This is a genomic window from Pseudomonas sp. 22515, from assembly GCF_052044625.1.
In the GTDB taxonomy this organism is placed as follows: domain Bacteria; phylum Pseudomonadota; class Gammaproteobacteria; order Pseudomonadales; family Pseudomonadaceae; genus Aquipseudomonas; species Aquipseudomonas alloputida.
In genome coordinates, this window is the sequence record NZ_JBQENN010000024.1 from 71,633 (window position 1) to 94,578 (window position 22,946).

Here is a 22,946-nt window from a genome sequence, read left to right on the forward strand (position 1 = left end):
TTTTTGAGTTACCACCGAATCTGGGGCTGCTTCGCAGCCCTTTCGCGACACAAGGCCGCTCCCACAGAGACCGCGTCAGGTTTTAGATGTGATGGCAGAGCCGCCGCATGATCACCGCTCATCTTCCTTCCAGGGCGCCTGCAAATACCGTGTGCGGTTGAAGGTTTCCAGCCACTCGGGGCAAAACACCACCAGCGCACTGATCACCATGCCGTTGATGAACGCCTCGGGGAACATCATCAGCCACAGGTAGCCGACAAAGTCGCTGAGCCATTCCGGCAGGGCAAACCGCCCGTCGAGCCACAACAACCCTAGCGCCGCCGGTACGCAAACCAGCACGGTGAGCGCTGCCGGGAAGAACCCCGAACAGAAGATATAAACGAACAGGTTTCGCGGCTGGGCGCGCTCGACCACTATCGCGCACACTTCGGTAATCAGCACTGGCAAACCAATCAGCAACAAGCCGTTCACCCCCAACGCCGCCAGGTCTTGTCGCCCAAGCGCCAGCAAGCCAAGCTGGGCCATGAAGCCACCCAGCACCGCCAGCGGCCAGTCCAGCAACAGGGTGACCGCCGTCATGCCAATAAAGTGGTACGACACCCCGGTATCAAAGTCGCGCCGCACCAGCCACAGCGCAAACAGGCAGAACACCGTGCCAAACAGCAAATGCTGGCGGCGCCGGTCGGTAAACAGTTCAACCCAGCGAACCCGGCTCACCGCCCAGATCAACAACGGCACATAACCCAGCCAGCCAAGGGTAAGGGTGGTGCCGGATAACACCTGCGCGCTGATCACCTGAACAATACCCTTTGCGGCCATGTGGATAAAACCGAGTCTACACCCATTCTCCCATTCCTTCGGCTGCGGTAGGCTGACGCTTCCATTCGATGCAGGAAGCATTGGTCATGCTGGAAGGAACCAACCCCGCCCTGCTACTGGCAGCGGCACTCAACGCCATCATCGGCGTACTTCACCTGGCCATCATCGCCGTGGGGCCGCGTTGGTACCGTTTGTTCGGGGCCGGTGAGCGCATGGCGGTGGCCGCCGAAAAGGGCCGCTGCTACCCGGCGCTGATCACCGCTGCCATCGCCTGCGTGTTGCTGGCCTGGTCGGCCTATGCGCTGTCGGCTGCCGGTGCGATCGGGCGGCTGCCCTTGCTGCTGCCAGTCATTTGCCTGATCACCCTGGTGTACTTGCTACGCGGCCTGCTGGGGCCAGGATTGCTGGCGGGCACCGGGCGTTCGCAGCGGTTTATCGTGGTCAGTTCGCTGATCTGCCTGGGCTTTGGCGTGGTGCATCTGGTCGGGCTGGTGCAGCAGTGGCCGGTGCTGGGCTGATTTTCACGCTTAAACAGCATCTTACCGTCATCGATTAGCGGCTAAGCTTGTCTGCATGGATGACTCAGACTACCTGCGCCTGCTTACCATCCAGGCCGAACAAGCCAATGCCTTTCTCTCCAACGCCCGTAAGTGGGAGCGGGAGCGATGGGTGTGCCAGCGCCTGTTGCAGGGGCTGAACATTCCCTACCGCAGCGAGGACTTCACCCCGGCGGGGCAGGAGCCACCAGACGTGCTGTTCCGCGACGCCGCCTTCGAGGTGTTTTTCGTGCTCGACGAGGGCCGCCGGCTGAACGATGAATGGCGCGAGGAACTGCAGCGGCGACGCAGTGCGTTTTCCCTGGCGCAGCTGGTACGCCGCGAAGCACGCCCGCGGCGCATCAGTGCCACCGAACTGCTGGGGCGCCTGGCGCCCACCTTGCGCAAGAAGGCGCACAATTACCGGGAACGCGGGCTGGAGCTGAACGAGCTGGACATCATCGCGTTCTCCAGCCTCAAGCGCGAAGTGCTCGACCTCAACACCCACTTCCCGCCGCCTACCGAATACCTGCGCCAAGGCTGGCGCTCGCTGTCGCTGGTCGGGCCAACCTTTGCCCGGGTACTGTTTGCCCACCCCGATGCGCCGGATTTCCTGCGCGGCAACCTGGGCCGCAGCATCGTCTTCGACGTAGGCATCAGTCTTTGATCCAGTGCAGCGACTGTTTGCGATGGCGTACACTCGGCGCCAGGGATAGAAAGCATTATCATTTGTTTCAAGCGCCTGCGCGAACGCTGTAGCGTTTGCGCAGTCACAAACGTCTACCTGACGAGGCCCACCATGACCAGTCGCCTGAACCCGGAAGATCAGCGTCGTGTCGATGAGTATCTGCGAGCCCCCCAGCACCAAGTCGAGCGCAGGCCCTTCCGGCCGTGGCTGCTCCTTGTGCTGGTGCTGGCCGTGACCATCGGGTTGGGTCTCATCAGCCGCCTGCTGAGTGGACTGGTGCTATGAGCTGCGTCGCGCTCGCCCTCCCCTCGTGCAGTTTGCGGCCGGCCCCCAGGGCCACGAATTCCGTAAACCTTATGAGATATTCCCATGACTCATCGCATCGTGATTGTCGGCGGCGGCGCCGGCGGCCTGGAACTGGCGACCCGCCTGGGTAAAAGCCTGGGCAAGCGCAAGCAGGCCGAAATCACCCTGGTCGACACCAACCTCACGCACATCTGGAAGCCACTGCTGCACGAAGTGGCCGCCGGCTCGCTGAACTCCTCGGAAGACGAACTGAACTACGTGGCTCAGGCCAAGTGGAACCACTTCAATTTCCAGCTGGGGCGCATGAGCGGCCTGGACCGTGAAGGCAAGCAGATTCAACTGGCTGCCACCCTCGACGAAGAGGGCCGTGAGCTGCTGCCTGCGCGCACCCTGGGCTACGACACCCTGGTGATTGCCGTGGGCTCCAACACCAACGACTTCGGCACCCTGGGCGCAGCGCAGCACTGCCTGTTCCTGGATACCCGCAAGCAGGCAGAGCGTTTCCACCAGCAACTGCTGAACCACTACCTGCGAGCCCACGCCGGCGACGTGGCCAGCGAGAAAATCAGCGTGGCCATTGTCGGCGCCGGTGCCACCGGTGTAGAGCTGGCGGCCGAGCTGCACCACGCTGCCCACGAGCTGGCGGCCTATGGCCTGGACCGCATCCAGCCCAAGGACATGCACATCACCCTTATCGAGGCGGGCCCGCGCGTTCTCCCGGCGCTGCCGGAGCGCATCAGCGTACCGGTTCACAAAACCCTGGAAAAACTCGGGGTGAAGGTGATGACCAACGCCGCAGTCAGTGAAGTGACCGAGGACGGCCTGAAAACCAAGGACGGTGAAGTGATCCAGGCCAGCCTGAAAGTGTGGGCAGCCGGTATCCGCGCGCCAGGTTTCCTCAAGGACATCGATGGCCTGGAAACCAACCGCATCAACCAGCTGGTCGTGCGCCCTACCCTGCAAACCACCCGCGACGACAACATCTTCGCCTTCGGTGACTGCGCCGCCTGCCCGCAACCCGGCAGCGACCGTAACGTGCCGCCGCGCGCACAGGCGGCGCACCAGCAGGCTTCGATGCTTGCGCAAAGCCTGAAGGCGCGCCTGGAGAACAAGGCCCTGCCGACGTACGCGTACAAGGACTATGGCTCGCTGGTGTCGCTGTCGCGCTTCTCGGCGGTGGGCAACCTGATGGGTAACCTGATGGGCAGCGTGAAGCTGGAAGGCTGGCTGGCGCGGATGTTCTATGTGTCGCTGTACCGCATGCACCAGATGGCGCTGTACGGGTTCTTCCGCACGGCGTTGATGATGCTGGGCAGCAAGATTGGCCGGGGTACCGAGCCGCGCCTGAAGCTGCACTGACAGGCGCCCGCATGCCCTGTAGGCGCGGGTTTACCTGTGAATGCGATGGTGGCTGCACTGCCGCATTCGCGGGTGAACCCGCTCCTACAAAGGGGGCGGTGTGGCAAATAGATGCAGGTGGGATTTGCACCGATGGGCGCATTTTTCGAGGCAAAAGAAAAAGGGCATCTCATGCGAGATGCCCTTTGTTCATGGTGGGTCGTGTAGGATTCGAACCTACGACCAATTGGTTAAAAGCCAACTGCTCTACCAACTGAGCTAACGACCCAAAAATGGTCGGGGTGAGGGGATTCGAACTCCTGACATCCTGCTCCCAAAGCAGGCGCGCTACCGGACTGCGCTACACCCCGAGTGTTTCAAAAAAAAGGGCATCTCTTTGAGATGCCCTTTTCTACATGGTGGGTCGTGTAGGATTCGAACCTACGACCAATTGGTTAAAAGCCAACTGCTCTACCAACTGAGCTAACGACCCGGAAAATGGTCGGGGTGAGGGGATTCGAACTCCTGACATCCTGCTCCCAAAGCAGGCGCGCTACCGGACTGCGCTACACCCCGAGATTGGCTCCGCGACCTGGACTCGAACCAGGGACCCAATGATTAACAGTCATTTGCTCTACCGACTGAGCTATCGCGGAACTGAACTTCGGTACAACTCCGAAGACTGCGTTCGCTTCGGACTCTTTAGCTTCTTCGCTTTCGCGTTGTCGCTGCTGAGGCCGGCTATTCTACATTCTTCGTTTTGCTTGTCAACCACTTTTTTTCATTCAACTTACTGATTTGTAAGTTGTTTTGCGATCACTGATGTTGCTGGTGATTCGCTTAGTGCCTGACAACGCGGCGTATATTAGGGGCACTCTAAATTTGATGCAAGCAAAAATTTCAAAAATTTCAGACGGTTACCCCGGATTGGCGCAAAGGCCCGAAATAGCTGGGCTGTGCCGGCCCTTTCATGGCTAAACCCGCGCCTACGAGGGGCTGCATAGCCTGCAAAAATCTGCGCAGGGTTGGCCGCGAAGAGGCCGACATGGGCAACAGGCAGAAAAAAGCCCCGCAAACGCGGGGCTCATGGTGCAACACAATCAGCCAAAGACGATTTCGTCGCCTTCCACCTTGGCGGTGATCGCCGTACCGGGCAGGAACTTGCCGGCCAGAATCAGCTGCGCCAGCGGGTTCTCGATCCAGCGCTGGATCGCCCGCTTCAGCGGCCGTGCGCCGTATACCGGGTCGTAACCCACGGCAATCAGCTTGTCCAACGCCTCTGGGCTCAGGCTCAGCGACAGTTCGCGCTCCAGCAGGCGGCTGCGCAGGCGGCCGAGCTGGATTTCGGTAATACCGGCAATCTGCTCGCGGCCCAAAGGCTCGAACACCACCACTTCGTCGATGCGGTTGATGAACTCCGGACGGAAGTGCGCCCCCACCGCATCCATCACTGCCGCACGCTGTGCCTCGCGGTCACCCACCAGTTCCTGAATCTGCGCCGAGCCCAGGTTGGAGGTCATCACGATCACGGTGTTGCGGAAGTCCACGGTGCGCCCGTGGCTGTCGGTCAGGCGGCCGTCCTCCAGCACCTGCAACAGCACGTTGAACACATCCGGGTGGGCTTTTTCCACCTCGTCCAGCAGCACCACCGAGTAAGGCTTGCGCCGCACGGCCTCGGTCAGGTAACCGCCCTCTTCATACCCTACATAGCCTGGTGGTGCACCGATCAGGCGCGCTACGGAGTGCTTCTCCATGAATTCGGACATGTCGATGCGCACCATCGCCTCTTCGGTGTCGAACAGGAACTCGGCCAGCGCCTTGCACAGTTCGGTCTTGCCCACACCGGTCGGGCCGAGGAACAGGAACGAACCACTTGGCCGGTTCGGGTCGGACAGCCCGGCACGCGAGCGGCGCACGGCGTTGGCTACGGCGGTTACCGCCTCGCTCTGGCCAATCACGCGCTGGTGCAGCAGCTCTTCCATCTTCAGCAGCTTCTCGCGCTCGCCTTCGAGCATCTTGGCCACAGGAATGCCGGTCCACTTCGACACCACTTCGGCAATTTCTTCCTCGGTGACCTTGTTGCGCAGCAACTGGTTTTCGGTCTTGCCGTGCTGGTCGACCATCTGCAGGCTGCGCTCCAGGTCCGGGATCACCCCGTACTGCAGTTCGGCCATGCGGCTCAGGTCGCCTTTGCGACGGGCGGTTTCCAGCTCCTGGCGAGCTTGCTCGATCTTTTGCTGGATCTGCGCCGAACCCTGCACTTCAGCTTTCTCCGAAGCCCAGATTTCTTCCAGGTCGGAATACTCACGCTCCAGCCGCTCGATTTCTTCGGTCAGCTTCTCCAGGCGTTTTTTCGCCGCTTCGTCTTCTTCTTTCTTCAGCGCCTGCGACTCCACCTTCAGCTGGATCAGGCGGCGATCAAGGCGGTCGAGCACTTCCGGCTTGGAGTCGATCTCCATGCGGATGCGGCTGGCCGCTTCGTCGATCAGGTCAATGGCCTTGTCCGGCAGCTGGCGGTCGGTAATGTAGCGGTGGCTGAGCTTGGCCGCAGCGATGATTGCACCGTCGGTGATGGCCACCTTGTGGTGCACTTCATAGCGCTCTTTCAGGCCACGCAGGATGGCGATGGTGTCTTCCTCGCTCGGCTCCTCGACCAGCACTTTCTGGAAACGGCGCTCCAGGGCGGCGTCTTTTTCGATGAACTGGCGGTACTCGTTCAGCGTGGTGGCACCTACGCAATGCAGCTCGCCGCGGGCCAGGGCCGGCTTGAGCATGTTGCCGGCGTCCATGGCGCCCTCGCCTTTGCCGGCGCCGACCATGGTGTGCAGTTCGTCGATGAACAGGATGATCTGGCCTTCCTGCTTGGACAGTTCGTTCAGCAGGCTTTTCAAGCGCTCTTCGAACTCACCGCGGTACTTGGCACCGGCAATCAGCGCGCCCATGTCCAGCGCCAGCAGCCGCTTGCCTTTGAGGCCGTCGGGCACTTCACCATTGATGATGCGCTGGGCCAGGCCTTCGGCAATGGCGGTTTTACCCACGCCAGGCTCACCGATGAGCACCGGGTTGTTCTTGGTACGGCGTTGCAGCACCTGCACGGTACGGCGGATTTCATCGTCACGGCCAATGACCGGGTCCAGCTTGCCCTCTTCGGCACGCTTGGTCAGGTCGACGGTGTATTTGTCCAGCGCCTGGCGCGACTCCTCGGCGTTGGCGTCATTCACTGCCGCGCCACCACGCAGGTTGTTGATGGCATTTTCCAGCGCTTTCTTGCTCACGCCCTGGCTCAGCAGCAGCTTGCCGAGCTTGCTGTTTTCGTCCATGGCGGCCAACAGCACCAGCTCGCTGGAAATGAACTGGTCGCCCTTCTGCTGTGCCAGGCGGTCTGCCTGGTTAAGCAGGCGTGCCAAGTCCTGCGACATGTTCACGTCGCCGGTAGGGTTCTGTATTTTTGGTAGTTGGTCGAGCTCTTTCACCAGCCCCTGGCGCAGGCCATTGATGTCGAAGCCTACCTGCATCAGCAGCGGTTTGATGGAGCCGCCCTGCTGTTCGAGCAGCGCCTGTAACAGGTGCACGGGCTCGATGGCTGGGTGGTCCATGCCAACGGCCAAAGATTGGGCATCGGATATTGCAAGTTGCAGCTTGCTGGTTAAACGGTCTATTCGCATGGTGTACCTTCCTTTAAAGGGCAGGTCGGAGCGATGGACAGCGCCTGTTTATAAAGAAACCTGCCTGAGATGCCTTTATAGATAAGGCTGATTCTGGAAGATTCAAGCGTAGCGGGGTTGACCAAAGTCAACCTGTTGGATTAATGGGGGGCCATTCGCGGGCATACTCGCCCCCACAGGTACACCACCGGTTTCAACGTTTGCGGAATCTCTGTGGGAGCGGGCGTGCTGGCGAAGAGGCCGGTACAGGCTAGCGCGGGTCCAGCCAGACCAACGATGCAAAACGCCCACCCTGCGGGGTACGGCGATAGGAGAAGAACCGCGCATCACTGACCGTGCACAAACCACCGCCATAAACAGCAGTCACGCCACGGGCAGCCAGGCGAATACGCGCCAGCTCATAGATATCCGCCAACAGCTTGCCTGGCCGTTCGCCGTCGACGAATGCCCGAGCTGCTTGCGGGTGCACGGCGGTAAAGGCATCACGCACTTCCAGCCCCACTTCGAACGCTTGCGGGCCAATGGCAGGCCCCAACCACACCAGCACCTCTGCTGGCGGCAGCGCCAGCCGGTCCAGCGTGGCTTCCAGCACGCCACCCGCCAGCCCGCGCCAGCCCGCATGTGCCGCCGCCACGCGGGTGCCGGCACGGTCGCAGAACAGCGCAGGCAGGCAATCGGCGGTCATCACGGTGCAGGCAATGCCAGGCTGGTGGGTCCAGCTGGCATCGGCCTCGGCGACCACCGCCGGGTCGGCATCCGCCACCACCCGCCCATGCACCTGCTTGAGCCAGGCCGGTTGGATGGTGAACTGTTCGCTCAGGCGGCGGCGGTTCTCGGCAACCGCGGCAGGGTCATCCCCAACATGGTCGCCGAGGTTGAAGGTTTCGTAAGGCGGCAAGCTGACGCCGCCCTGACGGGTGGTGACACAGGCGCGCACCGAGGCCGGGGCCGGCCAGTCGGGGAACAGCAACGCCTGCGTCAGGTCACTCATCCGATGAAGCTCTCGCGGTCCTGGTTCAGCAGCGACAGCAACCAGACGAAGTCATCCGGCAGTGGCGATTCCCACTTCATGACTTCACCGGTAATCGGGTGGGCCAAGGCGAGGAAACGCGCATGCAGCGCCTGGCGCGGGAAGGTCTTGACCGCCTCGACCATGGTCGGGCTGGCAGCGGGCGGAATACGGAAGCGCCCGCCGTACGTCTGGTCGCCAACCAGCGGGAAACCCACGTGGGCCATGTGCACGCGAATCTGGTGGGTACGGCCGGTTTCCAGCTTGACCCGCACATGGGTGTGCGAGCGGAAGCGCTTGAGTACGCGGTAGTGGCTGACCGCCGGCTTGCCGCCGTCGGTTACAGCCATGCGCTGGCGCATGCCGCCATGACGGCCGATGGGCGCGTCGATCTTGCCACCGGCAGTCACCACGCCAATCACGATGCACTCGTAGATGCGGCTGACCTTGCGGGCCTGCATCTGCTCGACCAGCTTGGTCTGCGCCTGCAGGGTCTTGGCCACCACCATCAGGCCGGTGGTGTCCTTGTCCAGGCGGTGCACGATACCGGCGCGCGGCACGTTGACGATGTCTGGCACATGGTGCAGCAGCGCGTTGAGCAGGGTGCCGCTGGCATGCCCGGCCGCCGGGTGCACAACCAGCCCGGCAGGCTTGTTGATCACCAGGATGTGGTCGTCTTCGTAGACGATATCCAGTTCGATATCTTCTGCGATCCACTCGCCCTGGGCCTCTTGTTCAGCCTCCAGGGCAAGCAGAGAGCCGCCATGAACAAGGTCGCGAGGGCGCACGACTGCACCATCGACCGTCAGGCGGCCCTCTTTGATCCACGAAGTTAGCCGCGAACGCGAGTACTCGGCGAACAATTGGGCGGCGACCTGGTCGAGGCGTTGGCCGCCCAGTTCGGACGGTACCTCTGCGCTAAGTTGAATGATCTCGGACATGCTCGATTCGGCGGGCGCACAGCCTTTGGTTTCGGCTGCGAGCTTGTGGTTAAATACGGCTTCTTTTGTCCCGGGGTTGGCCGGGGCGCTCATCATAACAGGACGGCACCGCCCAAGACAGCGGCCGTCAAAGGGACGCAAGCCGCCATGCAAGTGAAACACCTGCTGCTGATCGCCATCCTCGGGCTTACCGCGGCCTGTTCCTCTAATAAAGAGGTCATTGACGAGAACCTCAGCGAGGCCGAACTGTACCAGCAGGCCCAGGCTGATCTGGACAACTCCAGCTACACCAGCGCCGTGAACAAGCTCAAGGCCCTGGAGTCGCGCTACCCGTTCGGCCGCTATGCCGATCAGGCGCAGCTTGAGCTGATCTACGCCAACTACAAGAATGCCGAGCCCGAGGCCGCCAAGTCGGCCGCCGAGCGCTTCATCCGCCTGCACCCGCAGCACCCGAACGTCGATTACGCCTACTACCTCAAGGGCCTGACCTCGTTCGACCAGGACCGTGGCCTGCTGGCGCGCTTCCTGCCGCTGGACATGACCAAGCGTGACCCGGGCGCCGCCCGCGACTCGTACAACGAGTTCGCCCAGCTGACCAGCCGCTTCCCCAACAGCCGCTACGCGCCAGACGCCAAGCAGCGCATGATCTACCTGCGCAACCTGCTGGCTTCGTACGAAATCCACGTGGCCGACTACTACCTGAGCCGCCAGGCTTATGTAGCGGCTGCCAACCGTGGCCGCTACGTGGTCGAAAACTTCCAGGAAACCCCGTCCGTCGGTGACGGCCTGGCGGTGATGGTCGAGTCGTACCAGAAGCTGCACCTGGACGAACTGGCCGCCACGAGCCTGGAAACCCTCAAGCTCAACTACCCGGACCACCCGAGCCTGGTCGATGGCGAGTTCCAGCCCAAGCAGACCGAGTCTGACGGCCGCGGCTGGCTGTCCAAGGCCACCTTGGGCCTGATCGAAACCGATACCCCGCTGCCGCCAGGCGAAACCCGCGCCAACCAGGACGTGGTCAAGCAGTTCCAGGACGCGCGCGACGAGATGCCGCGAGAGCTGCTGCCTAAAGACGAGAACGGCGACCCGATCGTGCCGGAAGGCCCGAAAGAAGCCGAGAAAGACCGTTCCTGGTTCAGCTACATGACCTTTGGTCTGTTCGACTGACCTTCAGCGGTGAATGAAAGGGAGGCCTTGGGCCTCCCTTTTTTATTGGCCGCGTCCTAGACTGTTGGCTTCTTCAATCGACAAGCTGGACACCATGGTTCGCCTACTTTTCTGGATCGCCCTGATCGCCGCCGCGTTCTGGCTGTGGCGCAAGTTCAAAGTCAGCCAGCAGTCGCACCCCGAGGCGAAGCTGGATGCGCCGCTGAAGATGGTGCGCTGTGCCCATTGCGGCGTGCACCTGCCCAACGACCGGGCGCTGCAGCAGGGTAATGAGTGGTATTGCAGCCAGGCCCACCTGCAGCAGGGCCCTGGCCACCAAGGCTGAACACGATGTCTGTTCAATCCTGAAACCCATTCGAAATCTGTGGGAGCGGGCTTGCCCGCGAAGCAGGCACCACGGTGTATGGCACCGGCTTCGCCGGTGTTCGCGGGCACGCCCGCTCCCACAGTTTTTATCTGCAATTTCGTGTTCCACATATCCCTCCCCGACCCTTTCACACCATTTACGACCCCTCCCCCAGCACCAGCATTGACCCGCCCGGCCAAAATTCGCTAAATCCTATTTATCCGCATAAATATGAAAAATAGCGAAATGCTCAAACCCAAACGCAAGCGCCAGAAGCTGTCCGATGTGATCGTCGAATCAGTCAAGCGCTCGATCGTCACCGAAGCGCTACACCCCGGCGACCGCCTGCCCACCGAGCGTGAACTGATGGAGCATTTCGAATGTTCCAAGGGCACCGCCCGCGAAGCGCTCAAGGCGCTCGAAGTGGAAGGCCTGGTCAGCACCCGCACCGGCCCGACCGGGGGCGCCTACCTGAACGAAGTGGGCACCGAGCCAGCCAGCCGCGCGCTGCGCAACTACCTGCATTTCCAGCACCTGGACGGCGAACAGGTGTACCAGCTGCGCAAAGTCATCGAGGTAGAACTGGCGGTGTCGGTGATGGGCAAGCTGAGCGAGGCCGATTATGCCGCGCTGCAGGCCAACATCGACTTCTGCAGCGCGCCGGAAGACAGCGAAGAAGGCCAGCGTGAGCAGCGCTTGGCGGAGCTTGAATTCCACACCCTGCTGGCCGACCGCTGCCCCAACCCGTTGCTGCGTTTCATGGCGGTGTTCCTCAACGACCTGCTGCGCGACCTGGTGGTGCTGAAAAAGGCCTACCTGCCCAAGCGCCAGCAGTTCGCCGCCGCCAACATCGGCTACCACAAGCAACTGCTGACCGCCTTGCGCGCCAGCGACGAACCCGCCGTACGCCGGCTGATGCACGAACACATGTGCGACGCCGAGCACCACATGACCGCGCTGGAAGGCGAGGTTGCCCGTAACTTCCTGCTGGAGTTCGATCACCACCACTGATGCGCCTGTAAAGAGGCCTGCACACAGGCCCGGCCGTACCCGCTTTGTCATTGCCACTCCTGCCTAATAACCACAAACAAGGAGTTACTCATGCAAAGACGTACCCTGCTCAAGGCAGGCCTTGCCCTGGGTGCCTTAGGTAGCCTCCCCTTGGGGGCACACCGGGCATTCGCCGACCAACCGCTGACCTTCTATGGGCTCAAGTCCATGTCGGGCGCCTTCGCCAGCTACGGCAAGTACGCCGACATGGGCTCGCGCCTGGCCATCGCCGAGCACCCGCAGTTGCTCGGCCACCCGCTCAAGTACAAAGTCATCGACACCGAAGGCAACGCCGGCAAGGCGGTGCGCAAGGTGCAGGAAGCCATCGGCCAGGATGGCGCACGCTTCTTCCAGGGGTGCACCCTGTCGTCATCGGCACTGGCGGTGTCCAAGGAAATCCACAAAGCCGGCGGCGTGTTCATGACGCCTGTGGGCGCCGATGAAATCACCGGCAAGGACTGCAATGCCTCAACCTTCCGCTGGTCGGTGCCCACCTATGGTGCCATCCGCGAAACCCTGGTGCCGATGAGCCGCCAGCTGCCCCAGGCCAAGCGCTGGTACACCATCACCCCGCAATACGTATTCGGCGATGCCCTGCTGGACAACGCCCGCAAAGTGTTCGCCGAGCTCGGCGTGGAACACATCGGCAACAGCTACCACTCGCTGCAGGAGCAGGAATTTTCCGGCTACCTGACCAACGCCATCGCCGCCAAGCCCGACGTGCTGGTGCTGCTCAACTTCGGTAGCCAGGCCTCCAACGCCCTGCGCCAGGCGGTCAACTTCGGCATCAAGGACCGCATGAAAGTGCTGATGGTGTGGTCTGCCGGCCTCGACCAGTTCCAGGAGCTGGGCAGCGACGTGCTCGAGGGCGTGTACCTGGGTGCGCAGTACTGGCACCAGGTCGACACCCCGCTGAACAAACAGTTGGTCGCCGCCACCCGCAAGGCCTATGGCATCAACCCCAACTACCCGCTGGCCGCCGACTACATCGGCACCAAGGTGATGCTCGAGGCCATCGTCAAGGCCGGCAGCCTGGACGGGGCCGCCGTGTCTGCGGCATTGCAGGGCATGCGCTTCCAGGGCCCGACCGGCGAAGAACTGATCCGCCCGGGTGACCACCAGGTGCTCAAGGATTACTACCTGCTGCGCGGCAAGCCCCAGGGGCAGATGCGCGACGAGGACGACCTGGCCGAAGTCATCAGTTCGGGCCGCTCCTTCGTCGAGGTCGATCACACCGGTTGCGCCCTGGCCTGAAGCTGCGGCGTTAGTCACAAACACTTGTACAGGCAGCCGCCCGGCGCGCTGTCGAGGGCACGCTCATGCTCGATTTGTACCTGTTCCAACTGCTCAACGGCCTGGGCCTGGGGATGATCTACTTCCTCATCGCCGTGGGCCTGACGATCATTTTCGGCCTGCTCAACTTCGTCAACTTCGCCCACGGCGCGTTTTTCTTGCTGGGCGCCTACCTGTGCTATACCGCCGTGGCCGTCACCGGCAACTTCTGGCTGGCGCTGCTGATTGCGCCACTGGTGGTGGCCGCGCTGGCCTGGGCGGTCGAGCGCCTGTTGATCAAACGCATCTACCACCTGCCGCACACCTTCCAGATCCTCGTCACCCTCGGCATCGCGCTGATCATCCAGGAAGCGTCGGTGCTGATCTGGGGCCCGGTGGGCAAGAACATTGCCGTGCCACCTGAACTGCGCGGGGTGCTGATACTTGGCGACTTCATCTACCCCTACTACCGCTTGTTCCTGATCGGCTTCGCAGCGCTGATCGGTATTGGCCTGTGGCTGCTGCTGGAACGCACCCGTTTCGGCGCACTGGTGCGGGCCGGTAGCGAAAGCACCGAGACCGTGTCGCTGTTGGGCACCAACATTTTCCGCCTGTTCTCCCTGACATTCGCCCTGGGCGTGGGCCTGGCAGGTGTGGCGGGTGTGCTGTTTGCGCCGCTACGGGGCGCCCAGCCCTTCGTCGGCCCGGAAATCCTCGGCATTGCCTTCGTGGTGGTGGTGATTGGCGGCATGGGGTCGTTCGGCGGGGCGCTGGTTGGCGGCCTGCTGGTGGGTGTGGTGCAAAGCATGATGACCAGTCTCTGGCCGCAAGGCGCCAGCCTGATGATCTATGGCGCCATGGCAGCAGTGATTCTGGTCCGTCCCTACGGCCTGTTCGGGAGAGCCTGAGATGAGCGAGAAAAACCCATTGCCAGTCGCCAAGGGCCGCGCCCCGGCGCTGCTGTCGCTGGTAGTTGCCAGCCTGGTGGCGCTGCCGCTGTTGCTGCCCTCGGCCACCCTGGCTACCGAGATCCTGATCTTTGCCATGGCCGCACTGGCCTGCAACCTGCTGCTCGGCTACACCGGACTGCTGTCGTTCGGCCAGGGCATCTTCTTTGGCGTGGGCGCCTATGGCGCAGCGCTGCTGATGATCCACCTGCAGTGGGGCATGTTCGCCGCGCTGCTTGGCGCAGCTGTGTTCGGCGCCTTCCTCGCGCTGCTGGTGGGCGCACTGGCGATCCGTCGCACGGGCATCTACTTCGTCATGCTGACCCTGGCCTTCAGCCAGATGGCCTACTTCCTGGCCTATACCCTCAGCGGCTGGACCGGCGGTGACAACGGCCTGCTTGATGTGCCACGGCCGAATATCGAAATCGCCGGCCATGTGCTGGTCGACCTGGCCGATCCGCGGCACTTCTATGTGTTCGTCGCGGTGCTGTTCCTGTTGATCTTCGCCGCAGCCCTGCGGGTGATCCGTTCGCCATTCGGCAGCACCCTGCTGGCTATCCGTGAGAACGAGACCCGCGCCGCCGCCATCGGCTACGACACCCGCCATTTCAAGATTCTGGTGTTCATGCTGTCGGGCGCCATCACCGGCATCGCCGGGGCGCTGTACGCCATGCTGCTGCACTTTGCGCCGCTGTCGAACATCGACCTGATGATGAGCGAGAACATCCTGATCATGACCATCGTTGGCGGCACCGGCTCACTGTTCGGCTCGCTGCTGGGGGCTGGCGCCATCGTGCTGCTGGGTGACGTGCTGTCGGAACTTTGGCCACGCTGGCTGATGCTGCTGGGGGTGATCCTGATTCTGGTGGTGGTGTTCATGCGTGGCGGCCTGTGGGGCGGCCTGACCGAACTGGGCAAGCGCCTGCTGGCCACCCGCAATGCCGATGACAAACCCCAGGCCAAGACCAAGGAGACCCTGTGATGAGCGACTACCTCCTGGAAACCCGCCAGCTGGAGCTGGCCTACGGGCCGTTCAAGGCGGTCGCGGGCGTTGACCTCAAAGTGCGCGCCGGCACCATCCACACCATTATCGGCCCCAACGGCGCCGGCAAGACCAGCCTGTTCCACTGCCTGACCGGCGAACGTCAGGCCACGGCCGGCAAGATCCTGTTCAATGGCCAGGACATCATTCGCAAGCCGTCCCACGGGCGGGTGGCACTTGGCATGGCGCGTTCGTTTCAGCTCACCAGCCTGTTCCAGAACCTTTCAGTGCGCGAGAACCTGCGCCTGGCCGCCCAAGGCCGTGATGGCCTGGGCGCGCTGAACTTCTGGCGCAGCGTCGAGCACAAGCGCAGCCACTGGAACACCGCCGACCAGGTGCTGGAGCGCCTGAAACTGAGCGCCCGTGCCGAAACCCTGGCGGGCGAGCTGTCGCACGGCCAGCAAAGGGTGCTGGAAGTGGGCATGTCGATCTGCGCCAAGCCCACCCTGCTGATGCTCGACGAACCCACTTCGGGCATGGGCATCGACGACATCCCGGTGATGACCGACCTGATCAGCGACCTTGGCCGCGACCATACCGTGCTACTGATCGAGCACAACATGAGCATTGTCATGTCGATCAGCCAGCGCATCACGGTGATGAGTCACGGCCAGATCCTGGTCGAGGGTACCCCTGAACAGGTGCGCAACGACGAGCGCGTACGCACCGCCTACCTTGGAGAGGCCGCCTGATGCTCAACGTCGATTCGATCCATTCCTACTACGACAAGAGCCATGTGCTCGAAGGTGTCTCGCTCAAGGTTGAGGCTGGCGAACTGGTAACGCTGCTGGGGCGCAACGGCGCAGGCAAGACCACCACCTTGCGCAGCATCCTTGGCATCGTCCGCCCACGGCAGGGGCAGATCAGCTTCAACGGCCAGCAGTTGGTCGGACGCGAAATTTTCGATATCGCCCGCCTCGGCATTGCTCTGGTGCCGGAACACCGCGGCATTTTCCGCCAGCTCAGCGTGGAGGAGAACCTGAAGATTGCCGTGCGCAAGACCAGCCGCTGGCAGCTGGAGGACGTGTACAGCATGTTCCCGCGCCTAAAGGAGCGTCGCCGCAACGGTGGTTTTGCCCTATCCGGTGGCGAGCAACAGATGCTCGCCATCGCCCGCGCCCTGCTCAACGGCCCCAGGCTGCTGATCCTCGACGAACCCACCGAAGGCCTGGCCCCGGTGATTGTCGATGAACTGGTGAAGATCCTGCGACGGATCAAGGACGAAGGGCTGTCGATCCTGCTGGTAGAGCAGAACCTGATGGTCTGCGATGCCCTTGCTGATCGCCACTATGTGCTGGAGCAGGGCCGCGTCGCTTACCAGGGCAGTGCAGCGCAGTTCCGCGAGGACCCGAGCATCAAGAACCGTTACCTGGCCCTTAGCGCCTGATCAGCAGGGAAGCACGCCCGCAAAGACCTCTGGCCTGTGGATGACCTGTAGGAGCGGGCTTGCCCGCGAAGAGGCCAGTACAAGCAACTGATTACTTTCAGGAGAGCTGAACCATGAACACCCGCATCGATCCCTCGCAGCACCTGCTCGGCCAAGGCCCGTTGGTCAGCCGCGAGCGCCTGTGGCAATCATTGATGGACCTGGCCCAACTCGGCGCCACCGCCAAGGGCGGCGTGTGCCGCCTGGCCCTGACCGACCTCGACCGCCAGGCGCGCGACCTGTTCGTACACTGGTGCGAACAGGCCGGCTGCACGGTCAGCGTCGACGCCATCGGCAATATCTTCGCACGCCGCCCCGGGCGCAACCCTGCCCTGCCGCCCATCATGACCGGCAGCCACATCGACACCCAACCCACCGGCGGCAAGTTCGATGGCTGCTACGGCGTCATGGCCGGCCTCGAAGTGATGCGTACGCTCAACGACTTGCACCTGACCACCGAAGCACCGCTGGAAGTGGTGGTATGGACCAACGAAGAAGGTTCGCGCTTCCCGCCCTGCATGATGGGCTCGGGCGTGTTTGCCGGTAAGTTCGGCCTGCAGGAAACCCTGGAAAAGATCGATGACCAAGGTCTGTCGGTCGGCGCCGAGTTGCAGCGCATCGGCTACGCCGGCCCGCGCGTGCCCACCGGGCATGCCGTGGGCGCCTACTTCGAAGCGCATATCGAGCAAGGCCCGGTGCTGGAAGACCAACGCACCACCATCGGCGTGGTCCAGGGCTGCCTGGGGCAAAAATGGTTCGACCTGACCCTTACCGGCGTCGAGGCGCATGCAGGCCCCACGCCCATGCACCTGCGCAAGGACGCACTGGTCGGCGCTGCCGAGGTGGTGGCTGCGGTCAACCGCGTCGCTCACGCGCACCAGCCACATGCCTGCGGCACGGTCGGCTGCCTGACCTTGCACCCAGGCTCGCGCAACGTCATCCCCGGCCAGGTGCACATGACCATCGACCTGCGCCACCTCGACCCTGGGCTCCTCGACGCCATGGTCAGCGAAGTGCGCGCAGCCATCGAAAACAGCACGGCGAAACATGGCCTGAGCTATCAGCTAACCCCGACAGCCGACTTCCCGCCGCTGTACTTCGCCGAGCAGTGCGTGGATGCCGTGCGCCAAGGGGCGCGTGCGCTGGGCCTGAGCCACATGGATATCGTCAGCGGCGCCGGTCACGATGCGATCTTCCTCGCCGAGCTGGGCCCGGCCGGGATGATCTTCGTGCCATGCGAAGGCGGCATCAGCCACAACGAAATCGAAAATGCCGCGCCCCAGGACCTGGCCGATGGTTGCGACGTCCTGTTGCGCGCCATGTTCCAGGCCGCCAACCCGGGAGCCCGTTGAAATGCCCCAGAAAACCGCGATTGGCGAACTCACCGCCGTAGAACTGCTCGAACTGTACCAGCGCCGCCAGTTGTCACCCGTCGAGGTGGTCGACGATGTGCTGGCGCGCATCGACCTGCATAACCCGGCGGTCAACGCCTACTGCCATGTCGACGGCGAAGGTGCCCGCGCCGCCGCCCGCGCCAGCGAACAACGCTGGCAGCGCGGCGAGCCCTGTGGCCGACTGGATGGCGTACCCGCCTCGATCAAGGACCTGACCCTGACCCGCGGCATGCCCACCCGCAAAGGCTCGCGTACTACCTCGGGTTCCGGGCCGTGGGAAATCGATGCGCCCTTCAGCGCCTTCATGCGTGAAGCCGGTGCTGTGCTGGTGGGTAAGACCACCACGCCGGAGTTCGGCTGGAAAGGCGTGACCGACAACCCGCTGTACGGCATTACCCGCAACCCTTGGGATACCAGGCTGACTGCCGGTGGTTCGTCTGGTGGTGCTGCGGCAGCCGCCGCGCTGAACCTGGGGGTGCTGCATCAGGGCAGCGATGCCGGTGGTTCGATTCGCATCCCTTGCGCCTTCACCGGCACCTTCGGCATCAAACCGACCTTCGGCTATGTGCCGCAATGGCCGGCCAGCGCCATGACCGTGCTGTCGCACCTGGGGCCGATGACGCGTACCGTGGACGACTCGGTGCTGATGCTCGACTGCGTAGCGCGCCCCGATGCCCGCGACGGTTTGGCCGGCGCACCCCGGCAGGCGCCTTGGCTCAGCCAGCAGCAAGATCTGAGTGGGCTACGCATCGCCTACAGCGCCAACTTCGGTTACGTGCAGGTCGCCCCACAGATCCAGGCACTGGTGGCGCAAGCGGTGCAGCGCCTGGCGCGGTTGGGTGCGCAGGTAGAGGAAGTGGACCCGGGCTTCAGCGACCCGCTGGAAACCTTCAATACCCTGTGGTTTGCCGGTGCGGCGCGGTTGGCCAGTGCCTTGAGCGATGAGCAGAAAGCGTTGCTTGACCCGGGGCTGCGCTGGATTGCCGAACAAGGCGCACAGATCAGCCTTGGCGAATACACCCAGGCGCTAGAGGCACGGGCAGAATTGATTGCGAAGATGAATGCCTTTCATCAGCGATATGACGTGCTGGTATCGCCGATGCTGCCGTTGGTGGCGTTCGAAGCCGGACACAACGTGCCGCCTGGGTCGGGGATGGCGCAATGGATGGAGTGGACGCCGTTCAGCTATCCGTTCAACCTGACCCAACAGCCGGCAGCCTCGGTGCCCTGCGGGTTTACCCGCGAGGGGTTGCCGGTGGGCCTGCAGGTGGTGGCCGGGCGCTTTGCCGATGAGCAAGTGCTGCGGGTGTGCAAGGTGTATGAGCAGCATTATCCGAGCCGGCACTTGCAAGCACCGATTACTGGCTGAAATCTGTATGGGGCTCTGTGGCCCTTTCGCGGGTGAACCCGCTCCTACACGCACCGATTACTGGCTGAAATCTGTATGGGCCTCTGTGGCCCTTTCGCGGGTGAACCCGCTCCTACACGCACCGATTACTGGCTGAAATCTGTATTGGCCTCTGCGGCCCTTTCGCGGGTGAACCCGCTCGTGTGGGAGCGGGTTTACCCGCGAAGAGGCCCTCAGCCCAAACGCCCTTCTGGCGCATACGGCGCCGGGTCGATCATCGGCTCGGCCCCTGTCAGCAAATCGGTAAACAGCTGGCACGAAGCCGGCGCCAACACCAGCCCATTGCGATAATGCCCACAATTCAGCCACAACCCTTCATGCCCTGGCACAGGCCCAATGTAAGGGATGCCTTCTGGCGACCCCGGCCGCAGTCCCGCCCAGTGCGCCACCACTGTGGCGCCTTCAAGCTCTGGCAACAACTCCACCGCCGATGCCTTCAGACTTTCCAACGCATCCCCGGTCGGGGTCTTGTCATACCCGGCGTGTTCCAGCGTGCTCCCCACCAGAATGTGCCCGTCACGTCGCGGGATTGCATAACGTCCCTTGGCCAGCACCATGCTCGGCAAGAAGTCTTCAGCGCACTTGAACAGGATCATCTGGCCCTTCACGGGCTCCACCGGCAGTTCAAGGCCAAGGGTACGCAACAGGTCGCCACTCCAGGCGCCAGCACTGAGCACAACCTCATCCGCCGCCAGTACGCCATCAGCCGTCTGTACACCGGTCACGCGCCCCTTTTCCTGCACGAAGCCGGTGATCTGGCAGTGTTCGCGCAAGGTCACGTTTGGCAGCGCCAGCAACGCCGCTTTCAGCGACTTGACCAAGCGTGGGTTGCGCACATTGGCCACGCCAGCCATGTAGATGGCGTGCTTGAAGCCAGGGCCCAGCACCGGCACCGCATCGTAGGCCGCCGAAATATCCACGGCACTCAGCGGCCGCTGCTCGCGCGCGGCCCAGGCCAACGCTTCAGCCTCGTCGTCCAGGTCGAGCCAGTACAGCCCGGTGGTGTGAACTTCGGGGTCGACGCCAGTGCTGGCGAACAGACGCTCGCCCAGCTGTGGATAAAAGTCCTGCGACCAATGCGCCAGAGCGGTCACTGCGGCGCTGTAGCGCCACGGGTACAACGGCGAGACAATGCCTCCGCCAGCCCAGGACGACTCTCGGCCAACCTCACCCTGATCGCACACCACCACCTGGCCGACCTTGGCTGCCAGGTTGAATGCCGTCAGCAGGCCGATCACCCCGCCGCCGACCACCACTACTTGCTTGCTCATCTGTCGATCCAACACCTGAAGTAAAACCGCGATGCACCGGGCATCATTCAACCTTCAGCTTCCCCAGCAGTGCGTGCTGTGCTCAACGGCACCCGGATTGCGCTGCATGCCAGCCTGGTCGAGCTGGAAATCGCCACAGCCATCCTGCGCCATCAGCCCATGCGGTAGCCGCCGGGCGCGCAGCGTGAAGGTGTCACTGTCGCGCTGGGCCTGAAGGCTGTAGTAGCGGGTACCTTCGGGCAAGACCAGGTCGCCCTCGGCGTATTGGCCAGTGCGCACGCGGTGGCGCTCCAGGCGCAGGGCGGCATCATGCAGCAGGCCAACCACTTCGCTGCGCGCGGCTCGCCGAAGCTGGTCGCTGTAACTGGGGTAGGCAATGGCTGCCAGAATGCCGGTCACGGCCAGCACAATCAACAACTCGATCAGGCTCAAGCCTTGCTGCATGTCAGTCTCCTCGCAATCTTTGCCGCCAGGTGATGCGTTGGGTTTGATTGCCGGCCACGGCGTAGACCGCTTCCAGCACATGCCGTGAGCGGCTTTGCTTGCTGACGGCGGTAATCCGGAACAGGCTAACCGGCTGCCCTTCGGGCATGTGCGCGGCACGTTTGCTGACACCCAGGTTCTGCAGCTGGAAAAAGCCGGTCTGGGTACCTTGCCACTGCCCAACCAGATCGTGCGGCCTGGGCGGCGGCAGGCACGCGTTACAAACGTCAGGGGGCGCCCGTTCAAGTTCGCGCTCCCCGGCCAGCAAAGTGGCCTCAGCCTCTTCCAGCGCCAGCAGGCCATCGCTCAGGTAGCCGGTCATCCGTGTTTCCACCAGCGCGTCACGCAGGGCAGATGTGGCAAGCAGGCCCAGCAGGACGCTGAGCACCAACGCCAACAACAGGACAACACCCCGCTGGCGGTTCATGAAGCCGGCACCGGGTTACGCAATGCCACGCTCAGCGTATGGTGCTGCTCAAGCTGCAAGGTCGGCTCATACAATGTCAGCTGAAGATCGATCCGCTCTCCAGCCACCTGCACCACACGCAGTTCGCGCACGTGATCGACCAAGGGCTGATTGCGGCCGCGCCGCTCGAAGTAAAGCGTACTTCCAACGTGAGCATAGCGATGCCGGCTGACAGGCACAGCCATAAGCGTGTCGCTACCTTGCGCGCGCTCCTTGTGTACCTCCACCGTGTTGATACAGTTTGTCAGCAAGGTCCAGTCGGGGTCGCCGGCATACCCTGGTAACTCAGCGACGACCAGGCTCAAACTTGACGGGCCGCTCGCCAAGGGCCGGGCAAAGGCCTGCTCCGCGCCGGAGACCAGAAAGTCGTCTGGGCTCAGGCGCAGGCAACCGAACATCCCGGCCATGCGGATATCCTGCGCCATGCGCAGCAATGCAAGCCGCGCAGAATCCTGCATGCGCACTGCCGTACTTTGCAGGCGCCAAGTCTGGTGCGCGGAGACAAAAAGCTGGCTGGCCGCCGCCAGCAGCATCAATCCGATCGCCAGCGCCACCACCATCTCAAGCAAGCCAAACCCTGCCTGACAGCGCCTCATCGCCGCCTGCGCTCATGTTCGCTGTGCAGCGCCATCGCCGCCAGGCCATCCCGGCGCGCGCTGTCCGCAGCCTGCAATGCCTGCAATTGCATCGCAGCCGTTGCGAACAGACCTGCGGCCACGATCACGATCGCCAACAGCACTTCCAGAAGCGTCATGCCCCCTTGCCTTGCGTGCATCCCTGCACCTCCTGCGACTTTTCCGGTCATTGCTTTCAACTTGGGCGACTGGACCTCTTGTCCAACCGCCAGGAAGCTATAGCCAAGCACGTCCAGGGAGGAATGCACGGTGAAGCAACGCGGCGTAACACTGATACAAATGTTGTCGGCCTTGGCCGTGGCGGTCTTGCTGACCCAACTGGGCATGCCGGCCTACGCCCGAATGAGCGATGACCTGCACCGGGCGGCGGCTGCCCGTGATCTGGCGCAGGCGCTGCGCAGTGCACGCAGCCATGCGCTGTTGCAGGGTCAGCCGGTGCTGGTGCTGGCGCTGGACGGTAATTGGGGGAATGGGTGGCGGGTAGTGCTGGAGCATAACCGGCAGCTGCTGCGCGAACAGCGCCTTTCAAAGCCGCTGAAAATAACCAGCAATCGCGGTGAGCAGTTCAAATTCAGTGCGCTGGGCGTGCCCATGACGTCGGGCAACAGCTGGTTGGGCGCAACACTGGAAATGTGCGAACGCGCCGCTGCTCGCAGCCGATATCAAGTGGCGCTGGCATCAAGCGGCAGAGTCAGGTTGCTTACGGAGGACCGGAGCAATGACCGCTGCTAGCGCGG

Annotated in this window: 24 protein-coding genes and 5 tRNA genes; 15 read left to right on the forward strand and 14 right to left on the reverse strand. The window is 62.9% G+C overall.

All coding sequences use genetic code 11. The features are described from left to right. Positions 1-111: 111 nt before the first annotated feature. Positions 112-819: an energy-coupling factor ABC transporter permease gene (locus ACTJJN_RS20830; RefSeq protein WP_019437917.1), complete on the reverse strand. Its 708-nt coding sequence runs from the start codon at positions 817-819 to the stop codon at positions 112-114. 86 nt (positions 820-905) lie between these two features. On the opposite strand from ACTJJN_RS20830, the gene ACTJJN_RS20835 reads away from it, so the two are divergent. The 4 genes from ACTJJN_RS20835 to ACTJJN_RS20850 all read left to right on the forward strand — a co-directional run bounded on the left by ACTJJN_RS20835 (position 906) and on the right by ACTJJN_RS20850 (position 3,708). Continuing rightward, positions 906-1,337 (forward strand): hypothetical protein, encoded by a 432-nt coding sequence (locus ACTJJN_RS20835; RefSeq protein ID WP_012051128.1) that lies wholly within the window; start codon positions 906-908, stop codon positions 1,335-1,337. A gap of 55 nt (positions 1,338-1,392) precedes the next feature. After that, positions 1,393-2,022 carry a DUF1780 domain-containing protein gene (locus ACTJJN_RS20840; protein ID WP_003247546.1) on the forward strand — a complete coding sequence of 210 codons (630 nt, stop codon included), beginning with the start codon at positions 1,393-1,395 and terminating at the stop codon, positions 2,020-2,022. Positions 2,023-2,154: 132 nt separating this feature from the next. Continuing rightward, positions 2,155-2,328: a DUF3094 domain-containing protein gene (locus ACTJJN_RS20845; RefSeq protein ID WP_008091951.1), complete on the forward strand. Its 174-nt coding sequence runs from the start codon at positions 2,155-2,157 to the stop codon at positions 2,326-2,328. 84 nt (positions 2,329-2,412) lie between these two features. Further along, positions 2,413-3,708, forward strand: a complete 1,296-nt coding sequence (locus ACTJJN_RS20850) for an NAD(P)/FAD-dependent oxidoreductase (protein WP_014755235.1) — start codon at positions 2,413-2,415, stop codon at positions 3,706-3,708. Between the two features lie 192 nt (positions 3,709-3,900). Here the strand turns inward: ACTJJN_RS20850 and ACTJJN_RS20855 are convergent. The 8 genes from ACTJJN_RS20855 to rluD all read right to left on the reverse strand — a co-directional run bounded on the left by ACTJJN_RS20855 (position 3,901) and on the right by rluD (position 9,302). Beyond that, positions 3,901-3,976: transfer RNA gene (locus ACTJJN_RS20855), tRNA-Lys, on the reverse strand. A gap of 5 nt (positions 3,977-3,981) precedes the next feature. Then, a tRNA-Pro gene (locus ACTJJN_RS20860) sits at positions 3,982-4,058 on the reverse strand. A gap of 46 nt (positions 4,059-4,104) precedes the next feature. Further along, positions 4,105-4,180: transfer RNA gene (locus ACTJJN_RS20865), tRNA-Lys, on the reverse strand. Positions 4,181-4,186: 6 nt separating this feature from the next. Then, positions 4,187-4,263: transfer RNA gene (locus ACTJJN_RS20870), tRNA-Pro, on the reverse strand. 4 nt (positions 4,264-4,267) lie between these two features. Then, positions 4,268-4,343 (reverse strand) — tRNA-Asn (locus ACTJJN_RS20875). A gap of 444 nt (positions 4,344-4,787) precedes the next feature. Next, positions 4,788-7,352 (reverse strand): ATP-dependent chaperone ClpB, encoded by a 2,565-nt coding sequence (gene clpB / locus ACTJJN_RS20880; protein ID WP_012051127.1) that lies wholly within the window; start codon positions 7,350-7,352, stop codon positions 4,788-4,790. A 250-nt stretch (positions 7,353-7,602) separates the two neighbouring features. Further along, positions 7,603-8,343, reverse strand: coding sequence for a peptidoglycan editing factor PgeF (gene pgeF, locus ACTJJN_RS20885; RefSeq protein WP_012051126.1), 741 nt, complete (start codon positions 8,341-8,343; stop codon positions 7,603-7,605). Beyond that, positions 8,340-9,302 (reverse strand): 23S rRNA pseudouridine(1911/1915/1917) synthase RluD, encoded by a 963-nt coding sequence (gene rluD / locus ACTJJN_RS20890; RefSeq protein ID WP_003247554.1) that lies wholly within the window; start codon positions 9,300-9,302, stop codon positions 8,340-8,342. Before rluD ends, pgeF begins: the two co-directional genes overlap by 4 nt. A 147-nt stretch (positions 9,303-9,449) precedes the next feature. Here rluD and ACTJJN_RS20895 point away from each other — a divergent pair, with 147 nt between their 5' ends. The 10 genes from ACTJJN_RS20895 to ACTJJN_RS20940 all read left to right on the forward strand — a co-directional run bounded on the left by ACTJJN_RS20895 (position 9,450) and on the right by ACTJJN_RS20940 (position 19,315). Then, positions 9,450-10,469, forward strand: coding sequence for an outer membrane protein assembly factor BamD (locus ACTJJN_RS20895; RefSeq protein ID WP_192907582.1), 1,020 nt, complete (start codon positions 9,450-9,452; stop codon positions 10,467-10,469). Between the two features lie 94 nt (positions 10,470-10,563). Continuing rightward, positions 10,564-10,794: a PP0621 family protein gene (locus ACTJJN_RS20900; protein ID WP_014755231.1), complete on the forward strand. Its 231-nt coding sequence runs from the start codon at positions 10,564-10,566 to the stop codon at positions 10,792-10,794. A gap of 267 nt (positions 10,795-11,061) precedes the next feature. Next, the gene (locus ACTJJN_RS20905) at positions 11,062-11,826 is read left to right on the forward strand and encodes a FadR/GntR family transcriptional regulator (protein WP_010951884.1); all 765 of its coding nucleotides are present in this window, start codon (positions 11,062-11,064) and stop codon (positions 11,824-11,826) included. A 90-nt stretch (positions 11,827-11,916) separates the two neighbouring features. Continuing rightward, positions 11,917-13,119: an ABC transporter substrate-binding protein gene (locus tag ACTJJN_RS20910; protein ID WP_003247562.1), complete on the forward strand. Its 1,203-nt coding sequence runs from the start codon at positions 11,917-11,919 to the stop codon at positions 13,117-13,119. Positions 13,120-13,184: 65 nt separating this feature from the next. Continuing rightward, positions 13,185-14,045 carry a branched-chain amino acid ABC transporter permease gene (locus tag ACTJJN_RS20915; RefSeq protein ID WP_003247565.1) on the forward strand — a complete coding sequence of 287 codons (861 nt, stop codon included), beginning with the start codon at positions 13,185-13,187 and terminating at the stop codon, positions 14,043-14,045. 1 nt (position 14,046) lies between these two features. After that, entirely contained in the window at positions 14,047-15,066 is a 1,020-nt protein-coding gene (locus ACTJJN_RS20920; protein ID WP_003247567.1) for a branched-chain amino acid ABC transporter permease, read from the forward strand. Next, on the forward strand, positions 15,066-15,818 hold the full coding sequence (locus ACTJJN_RS20925) for an ABC transporter ATP-binding protein (protein WP_012051121.1): 753 nt from the start codon (positions 15,066-15,068) through the stop codon (positions 15,816-15,818). Before ACTJJN_RS20920 ends, ACTJJN_RS20925 begins: the two co-directional genes overlap by 1 nt. Further along, entirely contained in the window at positions 15,818-16,513 is a 696-nt protein-coding gene (locus ACTJJN_RS20930; RefSeq protein ID WP_010951881.1) for an ABC transporter ATP-binding protein, read from the forward strand. Before ACTJJN_RS20925 ends, ACTJJN_RS20930 begins: the two co-directional genes overlap by 1 nt. A 113-nt stretch (positions 16,514-16,626) precedes the next feature. Continuing rightward, positions 16,627-17,904 (forward strand): Zn-dependent hydrolase, encoded by a 1,278-nt coding sequence (locus ACTJJN_RS20935; RefSeq protein WP_259674147.1) that lies wholly within the window; start codon positions 16,627-16,629, stop codon positions 17,902-17,904. Between the two features lies 1 nt (position 17,905). Then, on the forward strand, positions 17,906-19,315 hold the full coding sequence (locus tag ACTJJN_RS20940; protein ID WP_221100752.1) for an amidase: 1,410 nt from the start codon (positions 17,906-17,908) through the stop codon (positions 19,313-19,315). 212 nt (positions 19,316-19,527) lie between these two features. On the opposite strand, the gene thiO is transcribed toward ACTJJN_RS20940, so the two are convergent. Genes thiO through ACTJJN_RS20965 form a run of 5 tightly spaced genes read right to left on the reverse strand, consistent with a single transcriptional unit; the run spans position 19,528 to position 22,349 of the window. Further along, positions 19,528-20,625, reverse strand: coding sequence for a glycine oxidase ThiO (gene thiO, locus ACTJJN_RS20945; protein ID WP_014755228.1), 1,098 nt, complete (start codon positions 20,623-20,625; stop codon positions 19,528-19,530). Between the two features lie 54 nt (positions 20,626-20,679). Next, positions 20,680-21,069: a type IV pilin protein gene (locus ACTJJN_RS20950; protein ID WP_003247577.1), complete on the reverse strand. Its 390-nt coding sequence runs from the start codon at positions 21,067-21,069 to the stop codon at positions 20,680-20,682. Between the two features lies 1 nt (position 21,070). Next, positions 21,071-21,535: a hypothetical protein gene (locus tag ACTJJN_RS20955; protein ID WP_014859469.1), complete on the reverse strand. Its 465-nt coding sequence runs from the start codon at positions 21,533-21,535 to the stop codon at positions 21,071-21,073. After that, the gene (locus ACTJJN_RS20960; protein WP_192907584.1) at positions 21,532-22,170 is read right to left on the reverse strand and encodes a PilW family protein; all 639 of its coding nucleotides are present in this window, start codon (positions 22,168-22,170) and stop codon (positions 21,532-21,534) included. Before ACTJJN_RS20960 ends, ACTJJN_RS20955 begins: the two co-directional genes overlap by 4 nt. Continuing rightward, positions 22,167-22,349 carry a type IV pilus modification PilV family protein gene (locus tag ACTJJN_RS20965; protein ID WP_004577285.1) on the reverse strand — a complete coding sequence of 61 codons (183 nt, stop codon included), beginning with the start codon at positions 22,347-22,349 and terminating at the stop codon, positions 22,167-22,169. The genes ACTJJN_RS20960 and ACTJJN_RS20965 overlap by 4 nt, the downstream gene beginning before the upstream one ends. A gap of 109 nt (positions 22,350-22,458) precedes the next feature. On the opposite strand from ACTJJN_RS20965, the gene ACTJJN_RS20970 reads away from it, so the two are divergent. Continuing rightward, on the forward strand, positions 22,459-22,941 hold the full coding sequence (locus ACTJJN_RS20970) for a GspH/FimT family pseudopilin (RefSeq protein ID WP_440781587.1): 483 nt from the start codon (positions 22,459-22,461) through the stop codon (positions 22,939-22,941). The last annotated feature ends 5 nt before the right edge of the window (positions 22,942-22,946 follow it).

Excerpts from the sequence above, each read along its gene's own strand:
- ACTJJN_RS20830 (WP_019437917.1), bottom strand. The coding sequence starts at position 819 with ATGGCCGCAAAGGGTATTGTTCAGGTGATCAGCGCGCAGGTGTTATCC.
- ACTJJN_RS20835 (WP_012051128.1), top strand. The coding sequence starts at position 906 with ATGCTGGAAGGAACCAACCCCGCCCTGCTACTGGCAGCGGCACTCAAC.
- ACTJJN_RS20840 (WP_003247546.1), top strand. The coding sequence starts at position 1,393 with ATGGATGACTCAGACTACCTGCGCCTGCTTACCATCCAGGCCGAACAA.
- ACTJJN_RS20845 (WP_008091951.1), top strand. The coding sequence starts at position 2,155 with ATGACCAGTCGCCTGAACCCGGAAGATCAGCGTCGTGTCGATGAGTAT.
- ACTJJN_RS20850 (WP_014755235.1), top strand. The coding sequence starts at position 2,413 with ATGACTCATCGCATCGTGATTGTCGGCGGCGGCGCCGGCGGCCTGGAA.
- clpB (WP_012051127.1), bottom strand. The coding sequence starts at position 7,352 with ATGCGAATAGACCGTTTAACCAGCAAGCTGCAACTTGCAATATCCGAT.
- pgeF (WP_012051126.1), bottom strand. The coding sequence starts at position 8,343 with ATGAGTGACCTGACGCAGGCGTTGCTGTTCCCCGACTGGCCGGCCCCG.
- rluD (WP_003247554.1), bottom strand. The coding sequence starts at position 9,302 with ATGTCCGAGATCATTCAACTTAGCGCAGAGGTACCGTCCGAACTGGGC.
- ACTJJN_RS20895 (WP_192907582.1), top strand. The coding sequence starts at position 9,450 with ATGCAAGTGAAACACCTGCTGCTGATCGCCATCCTCGGGCTTACCGCG.
- ACTJJN_RS20900 (WP_014755231.1), top strand. The coding sequence starts at position 10,564 with ATGGTTCGCCTACTTTTCTGGATCGCCCTGATCGCCGCCGCGTTCTGG.
- ACTJJN_RS20905 (WP_010951884.1), top strand. The coding sequence starts at position 11,062 with ATGCTCAAACCCAAACGCAAGCGCCAGAAGCTGTCCGATGTGATCGTC.
- ACTJJN_RS20910 (WP_003247562.1), top strand. The coding sequence starts at position 11,917 with ATGCAAAGACGTACCCTGCTCAAGGCAGGCCTTGCCCTGGGTGCCTTA.
- ACTJJN_RS20915 (WP_003247565.1), top strand. The coding sequence starts at position 13,185 with ATGCTCGATTTGTACCTGTTCCAACTGCTCAACGGCCTGGGCCTGGGG.
- ACTJJN_RS20920 (WP_003247567.1), top strand. The coding sequence starts at position 14,047 with ATGAGCGAGAAAAACCCATTGCCAGTCGCCAAGGGCCGCGCCCCGGCG.
- ACTJJN_RS20925 (WP_012051121.1), top strand. The coding sequence starts at position 15,066 with ATGAGCGACTACCTCCTGGAAACCCGCCAGCTGGAGCTGGCCTACGGG.
- ACTJJN_RS20930 (WP_010951881.1), top strand. The coding sequence starts at position 15,818 with ATGCTCAACGTCGATTCGATCCATTCCTACTACGACAAGAGCCATGTG.
- ACTJJN_RS20935 (WP_259674147.1), top strand. The coding sequence starts at position 16,627 with ATGAACACCCGCATCGATCCCTCGCAGCACCTGCTCGGCCAAGGCCCG.
- ACTJJN_RS20940 (WP_221100752.1), top strand. The coding sequence starts at position 17,906 with ATGCCCCAGAAAACCGCGATTGGCGAACTCACCGCCGTAGAACTGCTC.
- thiO (WP_014755228.1), bottom strand. The coding sequence starts at position 20,625 with ATGAGCAAGCAAGTAGTGGTGGTCGGCGGCGGGGTGATCGGCCTGCTG.
- ACTJJN_RS20950 (WP_003247577.1), bottom strand. The coding sequence starts at position 21,069 with ATGCAGCAAGGCTTGAGCCTGATCGAGTTGTTGATTGTGCTGGCCGTG.
- ACTJJN_RS20955 (WP_014859469.1), bottom strand. The coding sequence starts at position 21,535 with ATGAACCGCCAGCGGGGTGTTGTCCTGTTGTTGGCGTTGGTGCTCAGC.
- ACTJJN_RS20960 (WP_192907584.1), bottom strand. The coding sequence starts at position 22,170 with ATGAGGCGCTGTCAGGCAGGGTTTGGCTTGCTTGAGATGGTGGTGGCG.
- ACTJJN_RS20965 (WP_004577285.1), bottom strand. The coding sequence starts at position 22,349 with ATGCACGCAAGGCAAGGGGGCATGACGCTTCTGGAAGTGCTGTTGGCG.